At 59.4% G+C, this 23557-nt stretch carries 1 protein-coding gene (only partly in view); it reads left to right on the top strand.

Annotated features, from left to right (window positions below; genetic code table 11):
- Window positions 1-23557 carry the 5' portion of an InlB B-repeat-containing protein gene (locus BMY31_RS08600; protein ID WP_180371398.1) on the top strand. Its footprint extends 11141 nt past the window's final position, so only the first 23557 of its 34698 coding nucleotides appear in the window; it begins with the start codon at window positions 1-3; its stop codon lies off the right edge, out of view.

Consider the following 23557-nt stretch of genomic DNA (forward strand, 5'->3'; position numbering starts at 1 on the left):
ATGCAGACGGAGTTCGCGCCGAACACGGGCGTGCTTCTGCCTTCTGCGGGCTATGTCTACCGCGAGGGCTACCACCTCATCGGGTGGTCGGACACGCTCGGTGGTGCAGTTCTGTATGCGCCTGGCTACACGCGCTTCCGCATCAACGCAGATACAACCTTCTATACCGTTTGGGCTATTGATTCGTACGACGTTACGTACGTCTCGAATACGCTCGATGGGTCAACTTGGTCGGGTTCCATTGCCCAACGTGCGGATTACAACACTTCGGTCTCGGTTCAGACGTGTCCCATGGCCACGTATTCGTATAACACCGCGACCATGAGCTTCGACCATTGGAGTACCGACCCCAATGACGTCGGCGTCTCCTATGGGGCTGGCGATACCCTGCTGGTCAAGGCTCCGGTTGCTCTGTATGCCATCTGGAAGACGGATATTCTGGAGTCTGGTACCGTCGGGGATAACCCCAACGTCTACTGGGAGCTCTATGCTGACGGCACGCTTGAGATGGGGCTCGTGAGCTCCTCTGGAAGTGCAAGTGTGTATGCGCCCGATTTCATGCGTGGCTCCACCAAGATCAACAAGGTCGTGACCAACGGACGCAAGAGCCAGGGCAAGATCAAGCCGACCACGCTGTTCAACTGGTTCCGCGATTGCCCCAACATGTCTTCGTTTGACGGTTCTGGTATCGACACCACGGACACGACCGTCTTCGCCGGGTGGCTTGAGTACACGCTCCAGACCTGCAACGTCGAGAGCCTCGCCGTCACGGGCACGGGCGACTGGGTCACTACGGGAATGGTCGCGACGGGCTCGGAGGAGATCCTCGAGATGGGTCGTGTTTTCCACGACCAGTATGCCGTGCGCCCCCTCTCGGGAGACCTTGACATCCACAGCTGGACGATGCTTGGCGATGGCATCCTCACGCCTTATCCAACGTTCACGTTTGGTTCCGCCGGCAAGCTTTCGTCCATTACACTCGGCGACGACTGCCGTCTTTCCGGCACGCAGTTCTCTCACGAGGGCGTTGGCGTCTGGCTCGGCAGCGATGGCTGGCATGGATCGAGCCAGGACCTCATGAACCGCTATCAGGACGGCACTACGGTTACGAAGGACTACGGGGTGGTCACCTATGTGTGGTTCCCTGGCGGCCCTGATGGAAATGACGTCATCTACAGCTATGACTTCGACCCCGACACGAAGACCGTCTACAACGTCAGATGGAGTGCCGCAGGCTTCCTCAATCCCTCCAAGAATGTCTGGTGGAGGCTCGTGTCTGGTACGCTCGAGATGGGTATTGAGGACCCTGACGGGGACGTGACGGTTAGCGTCTACGGCGGCATAAACGATGACTGGTACGGCGCCACGACCCCCTGGGCAAAGCTGCGCGAGTACATCGTTCGCGTCAACACGATGGGTTCAGGATCGAACGGAAAGATCAAGCCCACCACTCTCCGCGGGTGGTTCGAGGGTTGCGTGACGCTCGAGTACTTCGACGGGGCTGGGCTTGACACTTCTGCTTGCACTTCTTTTGCTCAGCTGTTCGATGACGCGCACCCGGCGCTCACTGTCGTCAACGTCGGCGACTGGGATACTTCGAAGGTAACCTCCTTCCTGGAGGCGTTTGATGCCGACAGCACCTCAAACGCGCTGACTGGCGAGCTTGACATCCATGGATGGGACATGACAAGGGGCAATGTCTCCGGCATGTTCCTGGGCTCGGGCGACAATGCTAGCTGGATGGACTCTATCACTACGCTTATCTTGGGCGACAAGGTCGTCCTCACCGGCTCCGGCTTCAGCCGCACCAATGATGGCGCGTGGCTTGCGTCTGGCGGCCTGTTTGACGGTCGTCACCTTCGCACTGCGGAGCTCGTCTCGCTCTACGGGACGACGGGGGCAAGGTTCGCAATCGGCCAGACCACTTGGATCTGGGTGCCCGGATACCTTGGCGGCACCTTTGCTTCCAACCCCAACGTCTGGTGGACGTTTGACACCGCTACGGGAACCCTCGAGATGGGCGTCTTCACCAACGCGTCCACGGTGGGGGAGAATAGCATCATTACCGAGAATTACAGCAACCTTCCCTTCGTGACCCACGCGGCGGACATCACCTCCATCGTGACGGACGGCACCTCGTCCGCGGCAAAGATTAAGCCTCGTACGCTGGACTGGCGTCTTGGTCTTGCGTACGCGAGCCTTGCCTCATTCGACGGAAGTGGCTTCGACACCTCCCTCGCGACGAGCTTCGCGAACATGTTCCTTGACCATGCGGGTCCTCTTGCAGTCACCAATGTGGGCAGCTGGGACACCTCAAACGTCACGTCCTTCTCGTCTGTGTTTGATTCGAACGCAGCTGGCTCTCAAGCCCTTGGGGAGGCATCTACGCTCGACATTCATTCCTGGAACATGGTCGGGAAGGGTTATGCGAACGCGTTCCGAAACGCCACGTCCGTGATCGACTTTCTGGTCTTGGGCGATGGCTGCGTGCTTACCGGCGCCAGCTTCAACCATGCCGACGACGGCGCGTGGTATGCGACGAACGGCGGGTACGCCGGCCGCTTCCTGCGCACTCCGCAGCTTGTCGCGTTCTACGGCGCGAATGGCGCAAAGCTTGCCATTGGCGACACCGTCTGGCAGTGGTACGACGGCTACATGGGAGGAACCTTCGCCTCGAACGACAACGTCTGGTGGAAGTTTGAGGTCGACACCGGCAAGGTGCTGATTGGTACCTATGACGACGGCACGGCATTTGGCGAGACCGGCGTCGTCACAGAGTCTGGGGGCGACAGAGGCAACCTTCCCTTCGAGGGCTACTACCGTGATTCCATCAAGTCCTTCTCGTCCGTAGCAACGGATCTCGCGGGCAATGCGACCATCAAGGTAAAGCCCACGAGTCTGCGCTGCTGGCTGCGCTACTACCCGCTTCTCGAGTCCTTTGACGGTTCCGGCATGGATGTCTCTGCGGTTACGGACATGTTTGGATTCCTGCAGCACATCGAAACCGCGACCGCCACCTCTGCTCGCACGCTCACGGTTTCCGGCGTGGCGGATTGGGACGTCTCCTCGGTGACCGACATGAACGCGCTCCTGCGCGACGGTTCGGGCTCGCGACTTGTGTCCGGGACCCTGGACATTGGCGGCTGGGACATGAGGGGTGCCTCCTGGTCAACCTGGCCCATCTTCAACACCGGAGGGCAGGGGACTACCTCTGGCTCCTCGGTTCGCGGCCTTAGCAAAATCATCTTGAGCAACAACACGGTTCTTATCGGCACGGCCTTCGCACACGGGGGAACGGGCTACTGGAAGGCCGTCTCTGGAACACTTTCTGGTACGCTCCTCTCGAGCCAGGCGCTCGTTGCATACTATCCTAGGGTCGGAAACACCAATGGCGTAATCGAGTGGGAATGGATTGACGCTGCCGATCTTCCCGCCTCCGACATTGCCGTTCCCGATGGCAAATCGGGCGTGCTCGCTTCCAACCCCAACATCTGGTGGAAGCTCGACGAGACCCTTGGCGCCCTCAGCATGGGCGTCATCGACCCCGCGAAGTCTCGCTTCTTCACGGAGTATGGCGCGAGTCTCCCGTGGTACGGAAAGGTCGTTCGCTCGTTCTACGCGGATGCTACCAACGGAAAGATCCAGCCCTACTCGCTCGAGGGCGCCGGCAACAACAGCGGGCGCTACATGGAGAGCTTCGACGGTTCGGGCATCGACACCTCCCTCGCCATCAGCCTGTATTCCTTCCTCGATTCTGGCTCCAACAACACCTTCGAGCTCAAGGGGACCGAGGCCTGGGACACCTCTCGCGTGACGACCTACACGTACTTCGCTGACGGTTCGCAGGGGTCGCGCATCACCGGTGGCCTCGACATCTCCAGCTGGAACATGGTCGGCGCCGACGTCTCGAACTTCCTGTCCGGTAACGCCGCCGCCTCCCTCAAGTGGATTCGCCTTGGCGACGGCAGCGTTCTTGTCGGCACCGGCTTCAGCCACGATTACGCGGCTGATGGCGTTTGGCTGCGCGACGACCGCAACTGGCATGGCTCGACCGCCGACCTCATCGCACTGTACGCCGCTGGCGGTAACATGCTTGGCAAGCACGTCTATGTCTGGTTCCAGGGCAACGAGGACGCGAACGGGGATGGCATTCCCGACGGTGCCCCCTCGGATGCCAGCGTGACTTACACGTATGGTTACAGCGATGTGCGTCGCACCGTTTCGGTCGTCAGCTGGACCGCCGCGGGAACCTTTGATTCGAATCCCAACGTCGAGTGGCACGCTAAGGACGGCGCTGTCACGATGAACGTAGTCGCTTCTCCTGTGGACGTCACGGGTGACGGCATCGTCAACTCCCTCGACTTCCGGATTAGCGAGGGCGGAAGCTCGGATGCCACCAATGCTACGGGTCGCGGCAACCTTCCGTTCGACTTCCTTTACAAGTACATTCGCAGTGTGGCCACTGTTAGCTCCGTTTCCACCGAGAAGATCGTGCCCCTGACCATGAACAGGTGGTTCCGCCTGTATCCCGCGCTCTACAAGTTCGATGGCGCGGGACTCGACGTCTCCCTTGTGTCTGACATGTACGCCTTCCTCGCGAGCTCTTCTGGCAGTTCCATTGCCCAGAATCTGATGGTTACTGGCGTCGAGGACTGGAACACCTCGAGCCTTCGCGACGCCCGCTGGATGTTTGCCGACATCACTAGCTCCGCCACGCGCTCCCTGCTGGGCATTCTTGACCTGAGCGGATGGGACCTCACTCGCGCTAACGTCCAGAACATGTTCTACGGCCCCAACGTCGGGGGAGTGGCGAGCTCCGCCCGCAATCTCCAGGTGATTGTCCTTGGTAGCAACGGCGCGCTTGAGGGAAGCATGTTCGCCAAGGCGGGCACCGGACTCTGGCAGGCCGAGTCCGGAACCTATCGCGGCGGCCAGCTTCCCACCTCCACCCTGTACTACTTGTATCAGAGGGGTGGCAACGGCATGGGCCTTGGGTCCATCACCTGGACGTTCGTCGAGGGGCTCACGGTCTCCGGCGTGACCATTCCCGGCAAGAGGGGAGTGTTCGCGTCCAATCCCAACGTGTGGTGGGATTTCGACAACGACTCCGGAACCCTCACCATCGGAGTGTACGACGCCGGCAGACCCACTATCGTTACCGAGGGACTTGCCCATACCGGGCAGGGGAGCGACCTGCTGCCCTGGCTGTACGGTTCCAACGCCCTTGCCAGTGGCGCCATCAAGCGCATCGTTACGGCTCCCGAGTCGGGCAAGCCCCAGGTCATGCCTTGGGACATGTATGCCTGGTTCTGCAATTCTCGCTATCGCTACGACGGCTACTACAGCAATCTCGTCTACTTTGACGGTTCCGGCCTCGATACCTCTCACACGCGCACGATGGTCGCGCTCTTCCGCGACTGCGCGAAGCTCGAGACCATCGACGGCGTCGCCGGGTGGGACACAGGTTCGACCACGGACTTCCGCGAGATGTTCATGGGTTGCAGCGCCCTCAAGAGCCTGGACATCTCCAACTGGGACGACAAGGCCTATGGTGACGCTAACCCCGACCGTTCCTCGGCGCCGCTGATTGATTCGATGTTCACATACATGTCGAACCTCGACACGCTCACCGTAGGCGAGAAGGTCGTACTTACCGGTACCGGACTTACCCACAGCGGCGTTGGCGTCTGGCTTGGGCAGGACTCCGCCAATCCCTGGCACGGCAATACGGCGGAGCTGCAGGCTCTCTATCCTGCGGCGACTGATGCTGCTCTGGGCGGCGGGCGCACCTTTGTCTGGGTCAAGGACCTCCCCGACTCTCGGACCGTCACATACCGCTATGACTACGACCCGGATACGAGGACGGTTTCCGGCGTCAGCTGGTGGGTCGGTGGCACCTTTGCCAATCCGAATGTCTGGTGGTTCCTGAAGGATGGCAAGCTTAACCTTGGCGTGACCGACGCCAGCGCATCGGCAAGTCGCGAGGTGACCGAACATGGCTCGCGCGACAACACCGGTGGCTCGACGCTTCCCTGGTTCTACCTGCGTGACTTTATCTCTTCTGTTGCGACCTCCGGCGTTGACGGCAGCGGCAATGCCTCTGCCGGCGCCATCCAGCCGCTTAACCTTGAGAGCTGGTTCGAGGGATACAAGATTCTCGGCCTGTTTGACGGGTCGGGCTTCGACACCTCCAAGACAACCACCATGGCGCAGCTGTTCGACGATGGCCCGAAGAACCTCGAGCTGCGCAACATCGGCAACTGGAACACCTCGAGCGTCACGAGCTTCTACGGCACCTTTGAGTCCGATCTTACGGTTGCCTTCGATGGCTCGTCCGATGACAACCATGTCATCGTCGGGGCGCTTGACCTGCACGACTGGGACATGACCCACGGCAGCGTCGCCTATGCGTTCAGCTACGATAACAAGGACAACATGGACGGCGTCACTACCCTCATCTTGGGCAATGGTGTCGTGCTCCAAGGATCTGGCTTTGCCCGTCTCTCTCCCGGCGTGTGGGCGTGCACGAGCGGCACGTACCTCAACGTACGCGTGACGACCGAGCAGCTCCTTGCGATGTACCGTGCCGGCGGCAATGATCTTGGCATTCAGACCTGGACTTGGATTGCCAACGGCACTGCGACCGTCCCTGCGGGTGCCAACGGCGTATTCATGAGCAATCCCAACATCTGGTGGAAGATTGATGGAAGCACGCTCGTGATTGGTGCCGAGAGTGCATCTCGCTCGCTCACTGTTGCTGAGTACGGTACCTCCGTCCCCTGGAATTCGCTAAGGAACAACTTCATCAGTTTTGCCCCCAACGTTACCAACGGCAAGGTTGCTCCCATCAATCTCTCTGGCTGGTTCTCTGGCTGCTCTGTCCTGGAGACCGCGAAGTTCGAAGATCTCAATCTCTCCGGCATATCGAGCCTCGCGAACGCGCTCTCCGGAACCGTTCTTGAAGGCACTCTGCCGATGAGTTCTTGGAACGTCGATACCACGAGCATTCCTGTGAGCGGGCTCTTTGCCGGGACTGCGACGAGCAACCTGTCCAGGATTGTTCTGGATAACGACTCGGTTCTTGAGGGGACTGGATTCACGCACGTTGACGGTGGCTATTGGGTTGCCTCCGGTGGCACCTATAACGGTCGTTCCGTCACCACCGCTCAGCTCATCAGGCTGTATCCTGCCGCCGGTAATGACCTTGGCGCCACGATATGGAATTGGGCAACGGCTCCCCAGGAGGGCGTCTTTGCTTCCAACGACAACATCTGGTGGAAGTACGATGCGACTACCGGCGCTCTTACCATCGGCGCCCACGACGCCTCGAAGTCCCATGAGGTTACCGAGTACGGTGACAAGCTTCCTTGGAACATCTGGAACAAGAAGATCACGTCCTTCTCGGTCGTTGATGCCGCGACGAAAGGTAAGATTCAGCCCGCATCGCTCCAGGACTGGTTCCACACCGCCGTCTGCCTCACGAGCTTCGACGGTTCTGGACTTGACGTTCAGAACGTCACCAACATGCGCAACTTCCTCTTTAACGAGGCTGCTGACGGATACGCCGCGGTGACCCTGAACATCACCGGCGTCTCCAATTGGGAGACCTCCAAGGTGACGGATATGACCAACATCATCTCCATTGCCTCTAACGGTAGGAGCTACCTCGCCGGGGACTTCAACATTTCTGGTTGGGATATGTCAAAGGCCCTGCTGACGGGAGCCTTTGGCGGCGGCATTATGGATAGCGTTGGCCGGCTCGTTCTGGGCTCCAAGACCGTTCTTGCCGGCAGTTCCTTCTATCACTCCGCGACCGAGGCTGGAACGGGTACGACGAGTGGCGTTGGCGTCTGGCGTCGTACCGCGGGCACGATGATTGCCTCGTCTGATGGTCTGAGGCAGCTGTATCCGAAGGCTGGCAACCCCTACGGAGAGCAAATTTGGGTCTGGGATGCTGACGTGAACACCCCCAACGTCTTCGCTTCCAACCCAAATGTCAGGTGGGACTTCAATGCGGGAACCGGCAAAATTACCCTGAGCATCATCGACCCCGAGCTTTCTCGCGTGGTTACCGAGACGGGCGAGAGGCTTCCTTGGTACGTTGAGCGCGAGAGTGTGAGGGACTTTGGCGTCAACATGACGAACGGAAAGGTCGAGCCCACGACGCTCTATCATTGGTTCCTCGGCAACTCGTTCCTGTCGCACTTCGACGGCAAAGGCCTCGATGTCAGTGGCGTTACGGACTTTTCTGGCATGTTTACCGACACCAACCTGACGGGCGCCCTTGACGTTGCGTCGTGGGGCTGGGATCTCAGGGGCAAGACTGTCGACAACATGTTCTCCGGCACCGCCCTCAAGAACGTCACCAACCTCACCGTTAACGACAACACCGTTCTGGCCGGTACGGGCATCGCCAATGCCGACGAGGATGGTGCATGGAGGCGTGTGAGCGGCACGTTGATAGTCTCGAGCCCGAGGCTCATGCAGATTTATCCCTCGGCTGGAAACGACTACGGCGTGCAGACCTGGTACTGGGATACCGCCGCCACGGCTCCCACCAACCTGTTTGCCTCTAACCCCAACATCTGGTGGACGATGGACGACTATGGCAACCTGACGATCGGTGCCTTCGATACCGCCATCAGCCACGTCGTCACCGAGGACGGGCAGTCGGTGCCTTGGGCTGGCAAGCGCACGCAGATTACCTCGTTCGCGTCTGACCCGACCTACGGCAAGGTTGAGCCGACCACGATGTCTCTTTGGTTCGAGGACCGCAACGCCATCGTGGACGGCGTATACAGGATTCACTTCAACTACTATGGCGTGCGCTGGTACCTGGGCGCGCGCAGCAACAACACGCTTGTCCTGGTCTCCCAGGACAACGTTCCCTCCGACGTCAAGGTTGACTGGACGGTCACCAACATCGGCGGTGCCTACACGCTTCTTAGCGGATACGGCACCTACATGCGTTACACGGGAGCAAGCACCGATGCGGGGTACCACGGCGGCGCCCTTGACGGAAACGCCAAGTGGCAGCTGGTTAACCTGAGCACCTCGCCCTACAACAGGATTGTCATTACCTCGACGCAGAACCTCAACCAATCCGTAGACCTAAAGGGAGGTACGGCCGAGCAGTACAATCCCGTTCGCTACTGGACCAATGGCGGCTGGGATGGCATGAGGAACACGCGCATCGCCGACAACGGAGCGCGTACGCCCAGCAACGGCACCTTCACCTACGCCGAGGTCTGGCACTTCGAGCGCATGTCCACGGAGCTGACGGCCATCGATTTCACGGGAGTTAAGGTAACCGGAGCCGTTGTCTCCAACATCTTGGAGCATGCGGCCAAGCTCGAGTACATTACGGTTGACGACACGTCGGTCCTCGCCGGTACGGGTCTTTCTCGCTCTGGCGTTGGTTCCTGGGTTGCGAGCAATGGCCCGCTCAGTGGTCGCGGAGTCTACAACTCGACCCTGCAGAAGATCTACTCCGCTAGCGGCAACTCTCTTGGTGCCAACACTTGGACCTGGACGAACAACCGCCCGAACACCTTTGAGTCCAACTACAACGTCTGGTGGAAGCTCGAGAATGGCGCCCTCACCATTGGCGCCTACGACGAGAACCAGTCTCTCGAGGTCTCCGAGTACGGCGATTCCCTGCCGTGGGCGCATCGCATGGGTGAGGTCACGTCCTTCTCGGCGAACACTGATCATGGCATGGTTCAGCCCCTCAAGCTCGACAGCTGGTTTGCGACGCGCAAGACCTTCTCGGCGGTTTCGAGTTTCAGCAACTGGAGCAAGGCCGGAATGGACTTCACCTCCGATGGTGACACCTACGGGATGCGCGACTGGAACTCTGGCGAGCAATCCGAGATGTACATTGCCGTTGTTCTTGACGCCAACGTCACTTATCGCCTTCGCTTCCAGTATGCCTTCGTGAGGGGCGAGAAGACCAACCTTCCCATCTGGATTGGACCTAATACCTCGAACAACAGCGGCAACATCATGTCCGACTATCTGTATCCGGGCAACACCTCACTTGTGACCTTCGACCGTACGCTGAGGCCCTCTTACACTGGAACGTTCTACATCGCTATTGATCTTGACCCCAACAATGGAGCCTATGAGTACTTCACGATTAAGGACATCCTCTTCTGTGAGGCGGGCTCCGAGGGCGGCTCGCAGCTCTCGTCCGTCGACCTCACGGGACTCGACTGCTCCAAGACCACCTCGGTAACGAATGAGTTCAGGCTGACTCCTGCGACCACCCTCAAGCTCAAGTCTGACTCTGTCCTCACAGGCGCCGCTCTTTCGAAGTCCGGCGGTGCATGGGCTGCCCAGGACGGTAAGCTTGCTGGAGCAAAGCTGACGAACGCTCAGCTTGTCGCGTTCTATGGTGTCGGAGGCAACGAGTATGGTCCCATCACTTGGAATTGGGCAGCGGGTGAGCTGAGCAATGTCTTCGGCTCCAACGCGAACGTCTGGTGGAACGTTGACGCCAGCGGCAACCTCACCATCGGCGCCTTTGACTCCTCGCTCTCGCGTGTGGTGACAGAAAACGGCGCGCATCTTCCTTGGGCTGACATTGCGGGTAGCGTCCTGACGTTTGACGTCGACGAGTCTAACGGGCGAATCCTTCCGAAGACGCTCGATGGCTGGTTCAGCGGTAATATGCTCACCGGTGACCAGGCCCTTCCCGGCACCTGGAGCCGTAGCGCAATGGGCCTGCAGTCCTATACGGACAGCACCATCACCATGAATGGCGCGAATGGTATTGCCGTACTCTACACTCGCATATACCTTCCTGCTACGGACTACTTCCTCTCGCTTGACTACACTGCCCCCTTCGGCGGCATGTGGCTTGAGGTCGACTCTGGCGTACATGCTGTTGGCTACGGCGGGCATAGCGGTTCCGCCATCGGAGCGATCCAGATGACCGGCTCCGGCGTAAGACATGGTTCCACGACCTTCACCGTGACAAACGCTGGGTACTACTACCTTATCTTCCAGCTTGATGGCCTAACGGATGGGCATACCGCTACCGTTACCATGGCCAATCTCACTCTGACGAGCGGTGCCAGCGCGAAGCTCACTGCGTTTGACGGTCATGGTCTCGATCTCTCGCAGTGCAGCTCTGCGGTCAGCGCTCTGACGGGTGTCTCGTTCACCGGCAACGTTAACATGGCTAGCTGGGATTGGGACACCAGGGCCATAAACGTTACCAACATGCTTGCAATCTCGACCGGAAACGTCGACTCCATCACTCTGGACAACGACGACGTTCTCCTGGGAACCAACATCCGCCATAATGGTTCGGGCGCCTGGGTCGCTCAGTCTGGCATCTTTGCTGGTAAGGCACTCACCAGCGCTCAGCTCATGAGTCTCTATCCTCAGGTGGGCAACTCGCTTGGCACGGTTACCTGGAAGTGGGATTCCACCGCGACGCCCGACATTGGCACCTTCGCCTCGAACGCCAACGTTTGGTGGACGCTCGACGCGAGCGGCAATCTCATCGTGGGTGCCTTCGATCCCAACTCTCCGCTTACGGTCACTGAGACTGGTACCAGCGTTCCCTGGTACTCTCGCAGGGCCGAGGTCAAGTCCTTCTCCGCGAACTCCGCGAACGGGAAGGTTGCCCCCATGTCTATGGCTAGCTGGTTTGCTGGGGCGAGCAACCTGGCTACGGTCGATCTCTCCAAACTCGATCTGTCTGCGACGACTTCGCTCAATGCTACGTTCTCGGGGACTGGCCTGACCGGAACGCTCGACCTCACGAACTCCAACTTCGACTTCACCAAAGTCGACCTCACGAACATGCTTGCGGGCACTGCCGGTGCCAAACTCACTGGAATCAAGGCGAACGGCAATGTGATCCTGGCTGGAACTGGACTTACGAAGGCGGCCGGCTCTGACGGCAAGGGTGCATGGAAGGCCACCAACTCCGTGCTTTCCAGCGGGTTCACGACCTCTACCGCGGGCCTTGTAACGCTCTACCTGCCCACGTCCGCTGCGATCGGAAACAATGGCTCCGTCATTGGTGACGTCACCTGGATCTGGGACGCGACGGCGACGGCTCCGAGCATCTTCGCCTCCAATGCCAACGTCTGGTGGAGCATTGATGCAGACGGCAAGATGACGCTCGGCTCGTTCTACACGGCCCTGTCCCGCATCGTCACCGAGACTGGCTTCGCAAGCAGCAACGGAAGCATAAGGAGCATCATCTCGCAGACGTCTGATGACGGTCGGGGCGGAAAGATTCAGCCGCTCACGATGGAGAACTGGTTCTATCTGGCATCGATGTACTCGCTGTTCGACGGCAAGGGCATTGACACGTCGCTCACCACGAGCATGCACTGGTTTCTGTGCATGGGCGGCCAGGGCCAGGGCAGCATCATAAACGTTCATGATTGGGATACCACCAAGGTCACCGATATGACTTGGCTTTTCAGCGCGGAGAACGGACGTCAGGGATCTTACGTTAGGGGAGACCTCGACCTCTCCGGGTGGGACATGACGGCGGCTAATCGCTCGCGCGCCTTTGCCAACCTAGAGGTTTCGAAGCTCGACTCCATCACGCTCGGCAACAAGAGCGTTCTTGCGGGTACGGACTTCGCTCACGCACAGGTCGGCGTCTGGCTGCGCGACGACGGACAGTGGTTCTCCAACGCTGAACTCGTGGCTCTCTATCCTGCGGCTGGCAACAGCCTTGGCGTCCACACCTACGTTTGGTTCCAGGGCTTCTACGACGAGAACGGCGACGGCGAGCTTGACGGCGCGCCAACCGGATCACGTGTCAACTATACGTACGCCTATGATCCTACGACTCGGACGGTCTCCAACGTGCACTGGACGGCTGATGGCGTCTTTGGCTCCAACTCGAACGTCTGGTGGCGCGCAAAGGACGGCGCTCTTGAACTCGGCGTCACGCTTGCTACCGGCAACCGCATCGTTACGGAGGGCTCTGGTGAGTATGGCGACCTGCCCTTCGAGTACCTGCGCTACTACATCCACACCGTCGACACGCTCGGCCAGGGTGCCGCGGGCGACACCTGGGGCGCCGCCTCGACTGCTAAGATCGTCGCGAACACCCTGTATCACTGGTTCAGGCTATACCCCGAGATCGTGAGCTTCGACGGTCGTGGCCTCGAGCTCGTACCGACTCTCACCAATATGTCCCAGTTCCTCGAGAGCGCGGCTTCGACCGAGCAGCTTGCGCGCACGTTACTGGTCAAGAACGTCTCGGACTGGGATGTCTCGAGCGTCACGAACTTCTACGCGGTGTTCTACAACCACCTCAACCGCACGCTTGTCACCGAGCTTGACATCAGCGGCTGGGACATGACCAAGGCGACCAACATCAGTCTCTTCCTCGGAGGGGATGACTCCAAGTCTGCTGCGTTCAACCTCCCGAAGATCATCCTGGGTCAGAAGACCCTGCTCGCGGGGTCCTCGATCGCCCACAACGGCTCTGGCTACTGGAGGCTTGACAATGGGCCCATGGCCGGCACGCTCCTCTCGAACCTCGGCCTTGCGGACTACTATCCCATCCAGGGTAACCAGAGCGGTGTGCTTACTTGGATTTGGGTCGCTCGCGACGACGCTTCCATCGTGGCCGATCTCTCGTGGGCGGCGGCTAACGGCAAGAACGGCCTCATGCCATCCAACCCCAACATCTGGTGGAACTGCGACGCGGATGGTAACCTTACCCTGGGCGTTGTCGATGTGGCCAAGTCCCACTTCTTCATCGAGAATGGCTCCACGCTTCCGTGGTACGGATCTCGCGGCAACGTGAAGACTTTCTCGGTCGACCAGAGCAACGGCAAGGTGCAGCCTTACAGCCTTGCCTCCTGGCTGACTAACACGAACCTTTACTCCTTCGATGGCTCTGGTGTCGACACGAGCCTTACGGTCTCGATGAGCCAGCTTGCCAACACCGAGGGCAATGCCCCCATCACCATTACGGGCCTCGATGCCTGGGACACCTCACGCATCGGCGACTTCACGAATGTCTTCGAGGGCTATGAGGGCTCCATCATCACCAGTGGCTTCGACATTTCCAGCTGGGATATGGTCGGAGGAAACGTTGGGGCGTTCCTCGCCGGCTCTGCCGGCTACGACGTCAAGTACCTTACCCTCGGCAATGGCGTCGTCCTTGTGGGCGCCGGCTTCCAGCATCGCAATGCCGACATTGGCGTATGGCTGAGCGATGAGGGCAAGTGGTTCAGTACGGCTGAGCTCATCGCTCTGTATCCTGCTGATGGTAACGCTTTGGGCAAGCGCACCTACGTCTGGTACCAGGGCGACTTCGACGTTACGGGTGACGGCGTCATGGATGGCGCTCCCGCCTTCAACGATAACGACCCGATTCCCGTTACCTACACCTACACCTACGATTCCTCGACGCGTACGGTCTCCAACGTCCACTGGAGCGCTGACGGTATCTGGGCATCCAACCCCAACGTCTGGTGGTACGTGCACGATGGTATCGTCGAGACGGGCGTATTCGACGCGAGTGCGGACCGTAGAGTCACTGAGTACGGCACCAGCGGCGACAACAACGCAAACGGCCGCGGAAGCCTGCCCTTCGACTTCCTGGTCAACTTCGTCTACAAGGTCAACACCCTTGGCACCCAGGCTGACGGCACCGCCTCGGCGGGGCTCATCCAACCTACCAACATGAGTCACTGGCTCCGCTTCTACCCGCTGCTCACTGAGTTCGACGGATCGGGCCTTGACGTCTCGGGGACCACGAGCATGCGCGCACTTCTCGCCGCGGTGCCGGGCAACTGGTACACGCGCAGGACCGTCAACCTCTACGTTGCAGGCGTCGAGGGGTGGGACGTCAGCTCCGTTACCGATATGGACTACCTGTTCTATCGCGAGGGCACGCGCTACGTGCGCGGCACGCTTGACCTGTCCAGTTGGGATACGAGAGGCGCAACGCATTCGTACATGTTCGGCAGCGACGCGCTCGCAACGCTCGAGACCCTTCGTCTGGGCCAGAATACGGTCCTGATTGACACCGACCTCAGCCACGCGAACGCCGGCTATTGGATGGCCGGTACCGACGGCAGGTTCGTCGGCACGCTGCTGCGCACCGCCACCCTGAAGTACTTCTATCCCAAGGTCGGCACCGACAACGGAACCATCTCCTGGACCTGGGTTGCGGACGACTCGACTGAGGTTACGGACGCCAAGGCGCTCGTGGCTTCGCAAGGCAAGAGCGGCTGCTTCGACTCGAACCCCAACGTCTGGTGGAAGCTTGATGACGACGGCAACCTGACCATTGGCGCTTTCGACGCGGCCAAGTCGACGTTCGTGACGGACGCCGGCGGCGCACGTCCCTGGAACGCCAAGATTGCGAACGTCAAGACGTTCTCTGTCGACTACAGCGCCTCCGACTCCTGGAGCATGATTCGTCCCTACACGATGAACTCCTGGCTCAGTGGCGCTTCCAACCTGACCACATTCGACGGCTCCGGTATCGACACAACGCTCGCGATCGACCTCTCTGGCATGTTCTACAACGACGCCAAGCTCGTCGACTTCGTGAACACGGGTCACTGGAACACCGAACGCGTCACGAACTTCTCGAACATGTTCTATGGCTGCACGGGCCTTTCGACCATCGACCTCGCCCAGTGGGACATGATCGACTCGACCGTGACCAACATGTTCTCGGGTGCCAGCAACCTCAAGACGATCACGGTAGGCGAGAAGAACATCCTCGCCTCGACTGCGATGACCCATACAGGCGTGGGCACTTGGCTCATCGACGGGACTTACACCTGGAACGATCCGTTCCACGGTCTGTCGCATGCGAACCTCATGGCCATGTATCCCGCCAGCGGCGCGACGATTAGCGGTACCCGAACGTTCATCTGGAACGCTGGGACTCCTGACGCCGCTGCCGTCAACTATGCATACGACTACGACCCCGACACCAGGACGGTCTCGGGCGTCACCTGGTGGGTTGGCGGCACCTTTGCCAACCCGAACGTCTGGTGGCGCCTGAAGGACGGCCACCTCGAGATGGGCGTTACGGACGCGGCGGGCAATCGCATGGTCACCGAGGCCGGTACCGGCGATTCCGGCAAGAGCGGCCGTGGCAACCTTCCGTTTGATGACTACTACTACTTCATTACCGACGTTCAGACTGACGGACAGGGCGCGGCTGGCCAGACGTGGGGGAGTGCGAGCACTGCTCAGATTCAGGTCGCCAGCCTTGATCGCTGGTTCCGCTTCTATCCAGCGCTTGCCGCCTTTGACGGATCTGGTCTGGATACGACTGGCATCACGGACATGTATGCCCTTCTCGCCTCTGTCAACAGCCACGCCAGCCTGCCTGACTGCAATATCGCCACGACGCTTACGGTGAGCGGCGTCTCCGCCTGGAACACCGCCAGCGTGACCGACATGCGCTACCTGTTCTTCAACGATCACGACTTGCGTCCTCTTACGGGCACGCTTGACCTGTGCGGTTGGAACATGGGTGCCGCCAACCTGCAGTATGCCTTTGGCGGGTCCAACGCCTCTGGCTCCATTGTGGCGGCGGCTTCCAGTACGAAGAACCTTGATGTTGTCATTCTTGGCGGTCGCTCGGTACTGTTTGGCTCGAGCTTCGACCACGCCAACTCCGACCTGGGCACCTGGCGTGCATCCGGCGGATCACATGACGGTTCGACCACGAGCACGACTGGCCTTGTCTGGATGTACGCCAAGGCCGGAAACGATGTCGACGTTACCACGTGGACCTGGGACGGCGCCTCGGCCTTCGTCCAGGGCTACTTCCCGTCAAACCCCAACGTCTGGTGGAGGATTGACGAGTATGGCAACCTGGTCATCGGCGTTGTTGACTCGACACGCTCGGTTGTTGTCCAGGAGTACGGCACGGCTGTCCCCTGGTACTCCCGCAGGAGCGAGGTCAAGAGCTTCCAGGCCGATGACTCCCAGGGTATCAAGGTGGCTCCTGCCAACCTGTCCTCCTGGTTCGAGGGCTACACGAACATGACCGCCTTCGATGGTGACGCGCTCGACACGTCCAACACGACCAGCATCCAGAAGATGCTGTACAACACCAATCTCACTGCGACGCTTGACGTCAACAGTTGGGGCTGGGACATGTCGCACATGGTTACCGAGAACTGGCTCGGTGGCACTGCGGCTGCGAACCTGCCCGTTATTATCATGGGCGTAGGCGGCAGTCTTTCCGATTCCGGCATCAACCACACCGGTGCCGGCGCATGGGTTTACACTGGCGGCATCGGTGACGGCATGCCGGCTACCAACAACTCGCTCAAGCTGATCTACCCTGGCCTTCAGAGCAACTGGGAGTCCAAGATCTCCTGGTCCTGGGATACGTCGGCCGTAGCGACGGACAACATCTTCAAGTCGACTCCCAACGTCTGGTGGAGCTTTGACAGCTCTACGGGAACCCTGACCATCGGCTCCTACCAAAGCGACCTCGACCTCGTGGTCACCGAGTATGGTCCTAGGAACTGGGATGGCCATGGCGACAGCGCCAGCAAGGGCTACCTCGAGAACAACCTTCCCTTCTACGGCTACGCTGAGTCTGTCACCAGGGTCATTACGCGCAAGAGTGATGACGGCAAGGGCGGCCGCGTCGCTCCGAGGGACCTTTCCGGATGGTTCGCCGGGTCGAACGACCATTGGTGGAGCGGTTACAATCCGCGTCCTTCTGGCACCAATCCCTACGGCTTCTACAACCTGCAGTACTTTGACGGCACTGGATTCGACACGACCAACACCTTGGGATTCAGGCACATGTTCCGTATGTACAACGACAGCGGCCTTTCGACGATGGTTCAGCTGCGCGTTGTCGGTATGGACGACTGGAACACCGGCAACGTGACCGACGCGTCGAACATGTTCCTCGATCGTTACCTGATTGGCGACCTCGACATCTCGTCCTGGACCATGACGGCTCCGTATGACTACTCGCTTGGTCTCAACGTTGCCAACCTTGATTCGATTACTGTCTCCGACAACTCTGCCCTCGTCGGCTGCCGCCTGACGCACGCGGGCGTTGGCATGTGGTATGCATCGAGTGGCGCCTATCAGGGTGACTACTTTGACAGTAATCAGCTGATGAGCATCTATCCCAAGCGTGGCAACGACATCTCGAAGACCACGTACGTTTGGAAGTACGGTACGCTCGTTACCTTCAGTGCGAACGGCGGCGAGGGTCAGGACTTCAACGTCTTCTTCGAGCAGGGACTTACCAAGCTCGTGCCTAACCCCAAGACCACCCACTTTGTCCGAGAGGGCTACGTCATCTACTGGTGGAATACCACCCAGGGCGCAACTTCCGTCGACACGCCGGCCGTCGAGTACAATACCGGCTCGGTGTACGTTGGCGGCGTCAAGCAGTACGAGACGCTCTACGCGATTTGGGTCCGGGACGTCAACGCGACCATCCAGTTTACCGCTGGCTCTCCCGAGGCCTCCGGGCACGTTGCCGCAATCACCTCACATGCCGGCGACGACATCACGCTTCCCGGCAACGGTTATACGCGTCCGGGCTACGACTTCATCGGTTGGTCCTATGGTGGAAAGACCTATGCGGTCGGAAGCAAGCTCCGCCTTCACGACGTCCCTGCGGGTAAGTACGGCGATACCGTTGACGCTAACGGCCTGCCTGTCATGACGGTTACCGCTGTCTGGAGGGTGAAGACCGGCTATGTCGTGAACTATGACCTTGAGGGCGGCGTCGCCAAGGGCGGTGGCAGCTCCCTTGTCTCCAAGGAGGGGCTAAGCTGGGAGTCTCCGGGCTCGACGTTCCTTCCCAAGTCGAGTCCTGAAACGTTCTATCTGCCGGGCTATGATTTCCTCGGCTGGACCGCTGTTCAGGGTGACCTGTCCACGCTCGTGACGTCCTCAACTACGTATGGTGAGGCCATGTGGATGGCCAATGGCGGTGTCATGCCCACCGATCCCGCTCTTACTCCCTCGAGTGCCTCGCTTCGCTGCGCGTCTCTTTCGGTTGCCTCTGGCGGGACTTCTCCGTCCGGCAGCTTGGGCACCGCTCTCACGCTCTATGCGGCGTGGACGCCGTATTCGCTTACGGTCGGCTATGCCGTCTCCGACAGCAACGGTGGCACCCTTAGCAAGTACAGCGAGTTCCTCGCTGACTGCACGACAGACCATGCCACTGGCACTACCGCCACCGCCAGCGCGGGATGGCACTTCTCGCATTGGACTGTCAATACTAATGACAGCTGGACGTCTACTGGCGCTGTTTCTGGCAGCGAGATCTCGACGCTCTCCACCAGCGATATCGAAGGTCCAAACATCGGGGGCATCAATCCCAACGTTTACATTCTCTATACGCCCCCCTCTGGCCCCGCGTTCTACTATTACGTGAAGCCCGTTACATTTACGGCGGTCTTCGTGCGCAATGACTATAACCTGCACTTTTATGATGGTTTGCCGTTGGGAGAGACGCTTGAGCCCTCCAGCGACGCCGTTCCCACTGCGCCGACGAAGGTGACGTACGGCACATATGTTCAGCTCCCTGCTTACAATCTCGTCCGAAAGGGCTATACCTTCACGGGATGGAGGGCCGATGCGAACATGGTCCTCAGTGGTGTGACCTATGACGTCGCTAACGGGGCCGTCCTCAATGTGAGCGACCTTGTTACGCTAACCGCCTGGGCCAGGACGCACAACGCCGACATTAACCTTTACGCCCAGTGGAGCGAGAACGAGGCAGAGTTTACCTATAAGGCCGATACGGGCGGAACCGTATCCTCTAACTCCGGGGTTTTGGGCGGCTTCACTCAGTGGACTGAACCGAAGTTTGGCGTCGTCAGTGGGACCCCCTTCGGTTCCATCGCGGTTCCCGATGACGGCTACGAGTTCTTCCGTTGGGTTTTTGATGCTACCGGCGATCAGATTCCCGATTCTCCCTCAATTTATCCCGCGGATACCGTTTACCCTGGTGCTTACACTACCGTTTACTCGACTGGTGGAAAGACGGTTGGACAGCTTTTCTTCCCAAACAAGACCACGCTTGGTATCTGGCCCAGCTCGATGACGTTCCGCGCGGAGTTCAGACCCATCAGCTACACGGTGGAATTTGATCCCAATGGCGGCTCGGGCTCCATCGGCTTCGTTTCGACCCCTGGGGCGAACGGAAAGCAGAACTTCACGTACGACGAGGTTATGCAGCTCGTTCCTAATTCGATTACGGGGAGTGGCAAGACTGGAATCTACCGCGACGGCTACAAGTTCACGGGATGGAACACCGATCCGGCCGGAACGGGAACCCATTACGATGACATGCAGTCGGTAAGGAATCTCACTACGGTTCCTAATGGCAATGTTGTCCTGTATGCGCAGTGGACTGCGGAGGAGTACACGATCGTGTTCTCTGGCGCCTCGGTCGACGCTACCGGCACCATGCCGGATCAGACGTTCACTTTCGACGTTACGCAAGCTCTTACGTTGAACCAGTTCAGGCGCAATGGCTACGATTTCGGATACTGGACACGCACGCCCAATGGCAGCCTTGCCTACAACGATGGCGATACCCTGGGAGACGTTACGGGCGGCGCCTTGCACCCGTCCCCCGTCTTCTCGGGCAAGATTACCCTGTATGCGTATTGGATTCCTAGGAGCTATACGGTTACCTTTGACGCCGGCGATGACACTTACTCCGGCGCTCAGGCCTCCGGTCTTCTGAAACTTCCGAGTGGCTTGACCGCAACAACGTATACGCTCCCGGGCACTGTCACTTATGGCTCTAATCTCGCTTCGTCCAGCTCGTCAATTCCCGGCGTCGTGCCGACGCCGGGTGCGGGCTTGGCGGCAGCCTACTTCAAAGGCTGGGAGGTTTGGACAACTAAGGATGATGGCTCCCGTGTCAAAGAGGAGGGCGTTACCTTCTCTGCGACGGATGTGACCATTAAGGGCGACACGCAGTTCGTTGCGACCTGGGGCTATGGTCAGCTCTCCATCACGTATCGCCCTGGCGCCCATGGTACGTTTGCTTCGGTTCAGGGCAGCACCATCTGGTCTGGCTCGGCGGCGTTCATGGCGTACAACCAGCAAATCTACGTTTCCGGTCGTGCGAGGAACTACCACTATCAGGGCAGCGTCGACACAGCCCTTACCAACGTAAAGAACCTCGACAAGCCTTCTGGCGAGGTCGGCTGGACCTTTGCTGGCTGGAAGTGGTTCGACCTTGCCGGCAACGAGTGGACTTCGGTGGTGGGCGCTCCTAACTATATGGACTACCTGACTGTCGTTGCCGACCACACGCTCATCTTCGAGGCCGTCTGGACTCCCAGCTACCAGGTACTTACTTACGACAAGAACGGTGGAAAATTTGCATCCGGCTTTACCGCTGCCGTTGTTGCTCGCACGGGCGAGTCCGTAACTCTGCCCAGCGCCTCCTCCGTCTCGCGTCAGGGCTCTGACCTTGACGGCTGGTCGCTCACCCCGGACGGCCCGCTTGCTTATACCCCCGGCCAGGTTATCAAGATGTTCGGTGCGGACACGACGCTTTATGCGCACTGGTCCAACCGTCACTACGTGCTTCACTTCGACAGCCTTGGTGGTGACCCGCGTCCTGACAAGAACGTCGAGTGGGATCAGACCAACCTCATCACTGATGTGCCCGACCCCTCGAAGCCTGGTTACGTGTTCCAAGGCTGGTATCGCAACCTTGACGGCGGCACTTCCGTCGCGAAGTACGACAACGGCATTCCGTTCGAAGCCCTTGCAATGTCTGACGCCGAGGGAACCTCTGCTACCCTCTATGCCAAGTGGGTCGAGGATGTCGCACAGATCAACTACGTTACCGGCATCTACTCCGGTGGCGTCCTCGTTCAGGGTGGTCACGGCACCACCAATCCCACCTACGAGTACGTTGATGCCGTCACTGGCATTCCCCAGGGGTCTACGGTTACCCCCGCGGCTGGCTATCGCTTCCTGTACTGGGTTGACGAGAATGGCAACCACGTCGGCGCCGACTATACCCTCAAGCCCGTTAAGGGGCGCTATGACGCTTCGATAGGCGCCTACAACATCTGGGGCAAGTACGTCACCACGATCACTCCTGATGGCAAGACAATTACCAGGTTCGAGTCCGTCACCTTTACTGCGGTTCTTGCCCCCGTCAACTACGTCATTCACTTCGATGCCCAGGGTGGTTCGGGCTCGATGGCTGATCAGGCGTTCGTTTACGACCAGGGTGATACTGCTCTCAACAAGAATCTCTTCTCCAAGACCGGATACCGCTTCGCCGGGTGGAATACCGCTGCGGATGGAATCGGAACGGCGGTCGAGCCGAATGTCCGCTATGCCGACATGGCTCTCGTCAACAATCTCGCGGTCACTGAGGGCAAGACCATTACGCTCTATGCTGTGTGGGAGGCCGCGCCGTTCTTCATCAAGTACCACGGCAATGGCGGCACTCCCACCCAGGCGATGTATGACACCAGCAATGGTGGTTACGATATGCCGCCCGACACCTACGTGCGCCAGTACGATACGAACGAGGCCTTCAGGTTGATGGGGGCCAAGGTGTTCACGCGCGTTGGCTATAAGATGGACGGCTGGTCCCTTACTGAGGGCGGTCCGGTCGAATACCAGACCAACCAGCTCCTCAAGATGCCTCCGAACGACCTCGATCTGTACGCGCACTGGGTGCCCACGACGTACACCATCGTCTTCTATCCCGACTTCCCCAGCTGGGGCAACCATCGTGGCGCCTCGTGGGGATCCACGGCTAGCATGACCATGCGCTACGATCAGGCCCGAGCGCTCACGGCAAACGGCTACCACATGATTGGCGGTACGTTCGACCACTGGTACTGCTCGTATAACGGCCAGACCTACGACGACATGGAGGTCGTGTCCAACCTCAACAATGGGCAGGACGGCGCCATCATCTACATGTTCGCGCGTTGGGAGCACACGCTCTATACGATTGACTTCATCTCGACCGAGCCCGAAAAGGGCACGGTTGACACGCCGACCATGAGGCGCATCTACGGATCGACGGTTTCCAACAACGACGCCAAGAACGTTGTCCCCAAGGACGGCTGGATGATCTGGCAGTGGGAGGCGACGATTACCTACGACAATGGCACCCAGAGTCATGCCGTCTACGGATCGGGTACCCTTGGCAACCGTGACTACTTCCTCAACATCCTCTGGCTGCCCGGAAACGTCGTCTTCAAGGCGCGTTGGATGGCTACGAGTCATGTCGTCAGCTTTGCTAACACGGATGACAAGAAGGGCTTGGTGACTGGCAACGATACGGTCGTTCTCACGGGCGACAGGGTTCCGTCCTCGAAGTACGGTTACAACACGGTTGACCCCGACCCCAGCGTTGACCCGCACCACTACGTGTTTGACCACTGGAAGTACGTCACGACCTACGACTGGACTAACTGGGATGGTACTGCTGCCACGTCTGAGGGCATAACCGACAACCCGTCGTCCATCGACATCTACGGCAACACCGTGTTCACCGCCGTGTGGCGTCGTATGGACTTTGACGTCACCTTCGAGACGAGTGACGCGTCCA

The organism is Parafannyhessea umbonata (genome assembly GCF_900111255.1).
GTDB classification, from domain to species: domain Bacteria; phylum Actinomycetota; class Coriobacteriia; order Coriobacteriales; family Atopobiaceae; genus Olsenella_J; species Olsenella_J umbonata_A.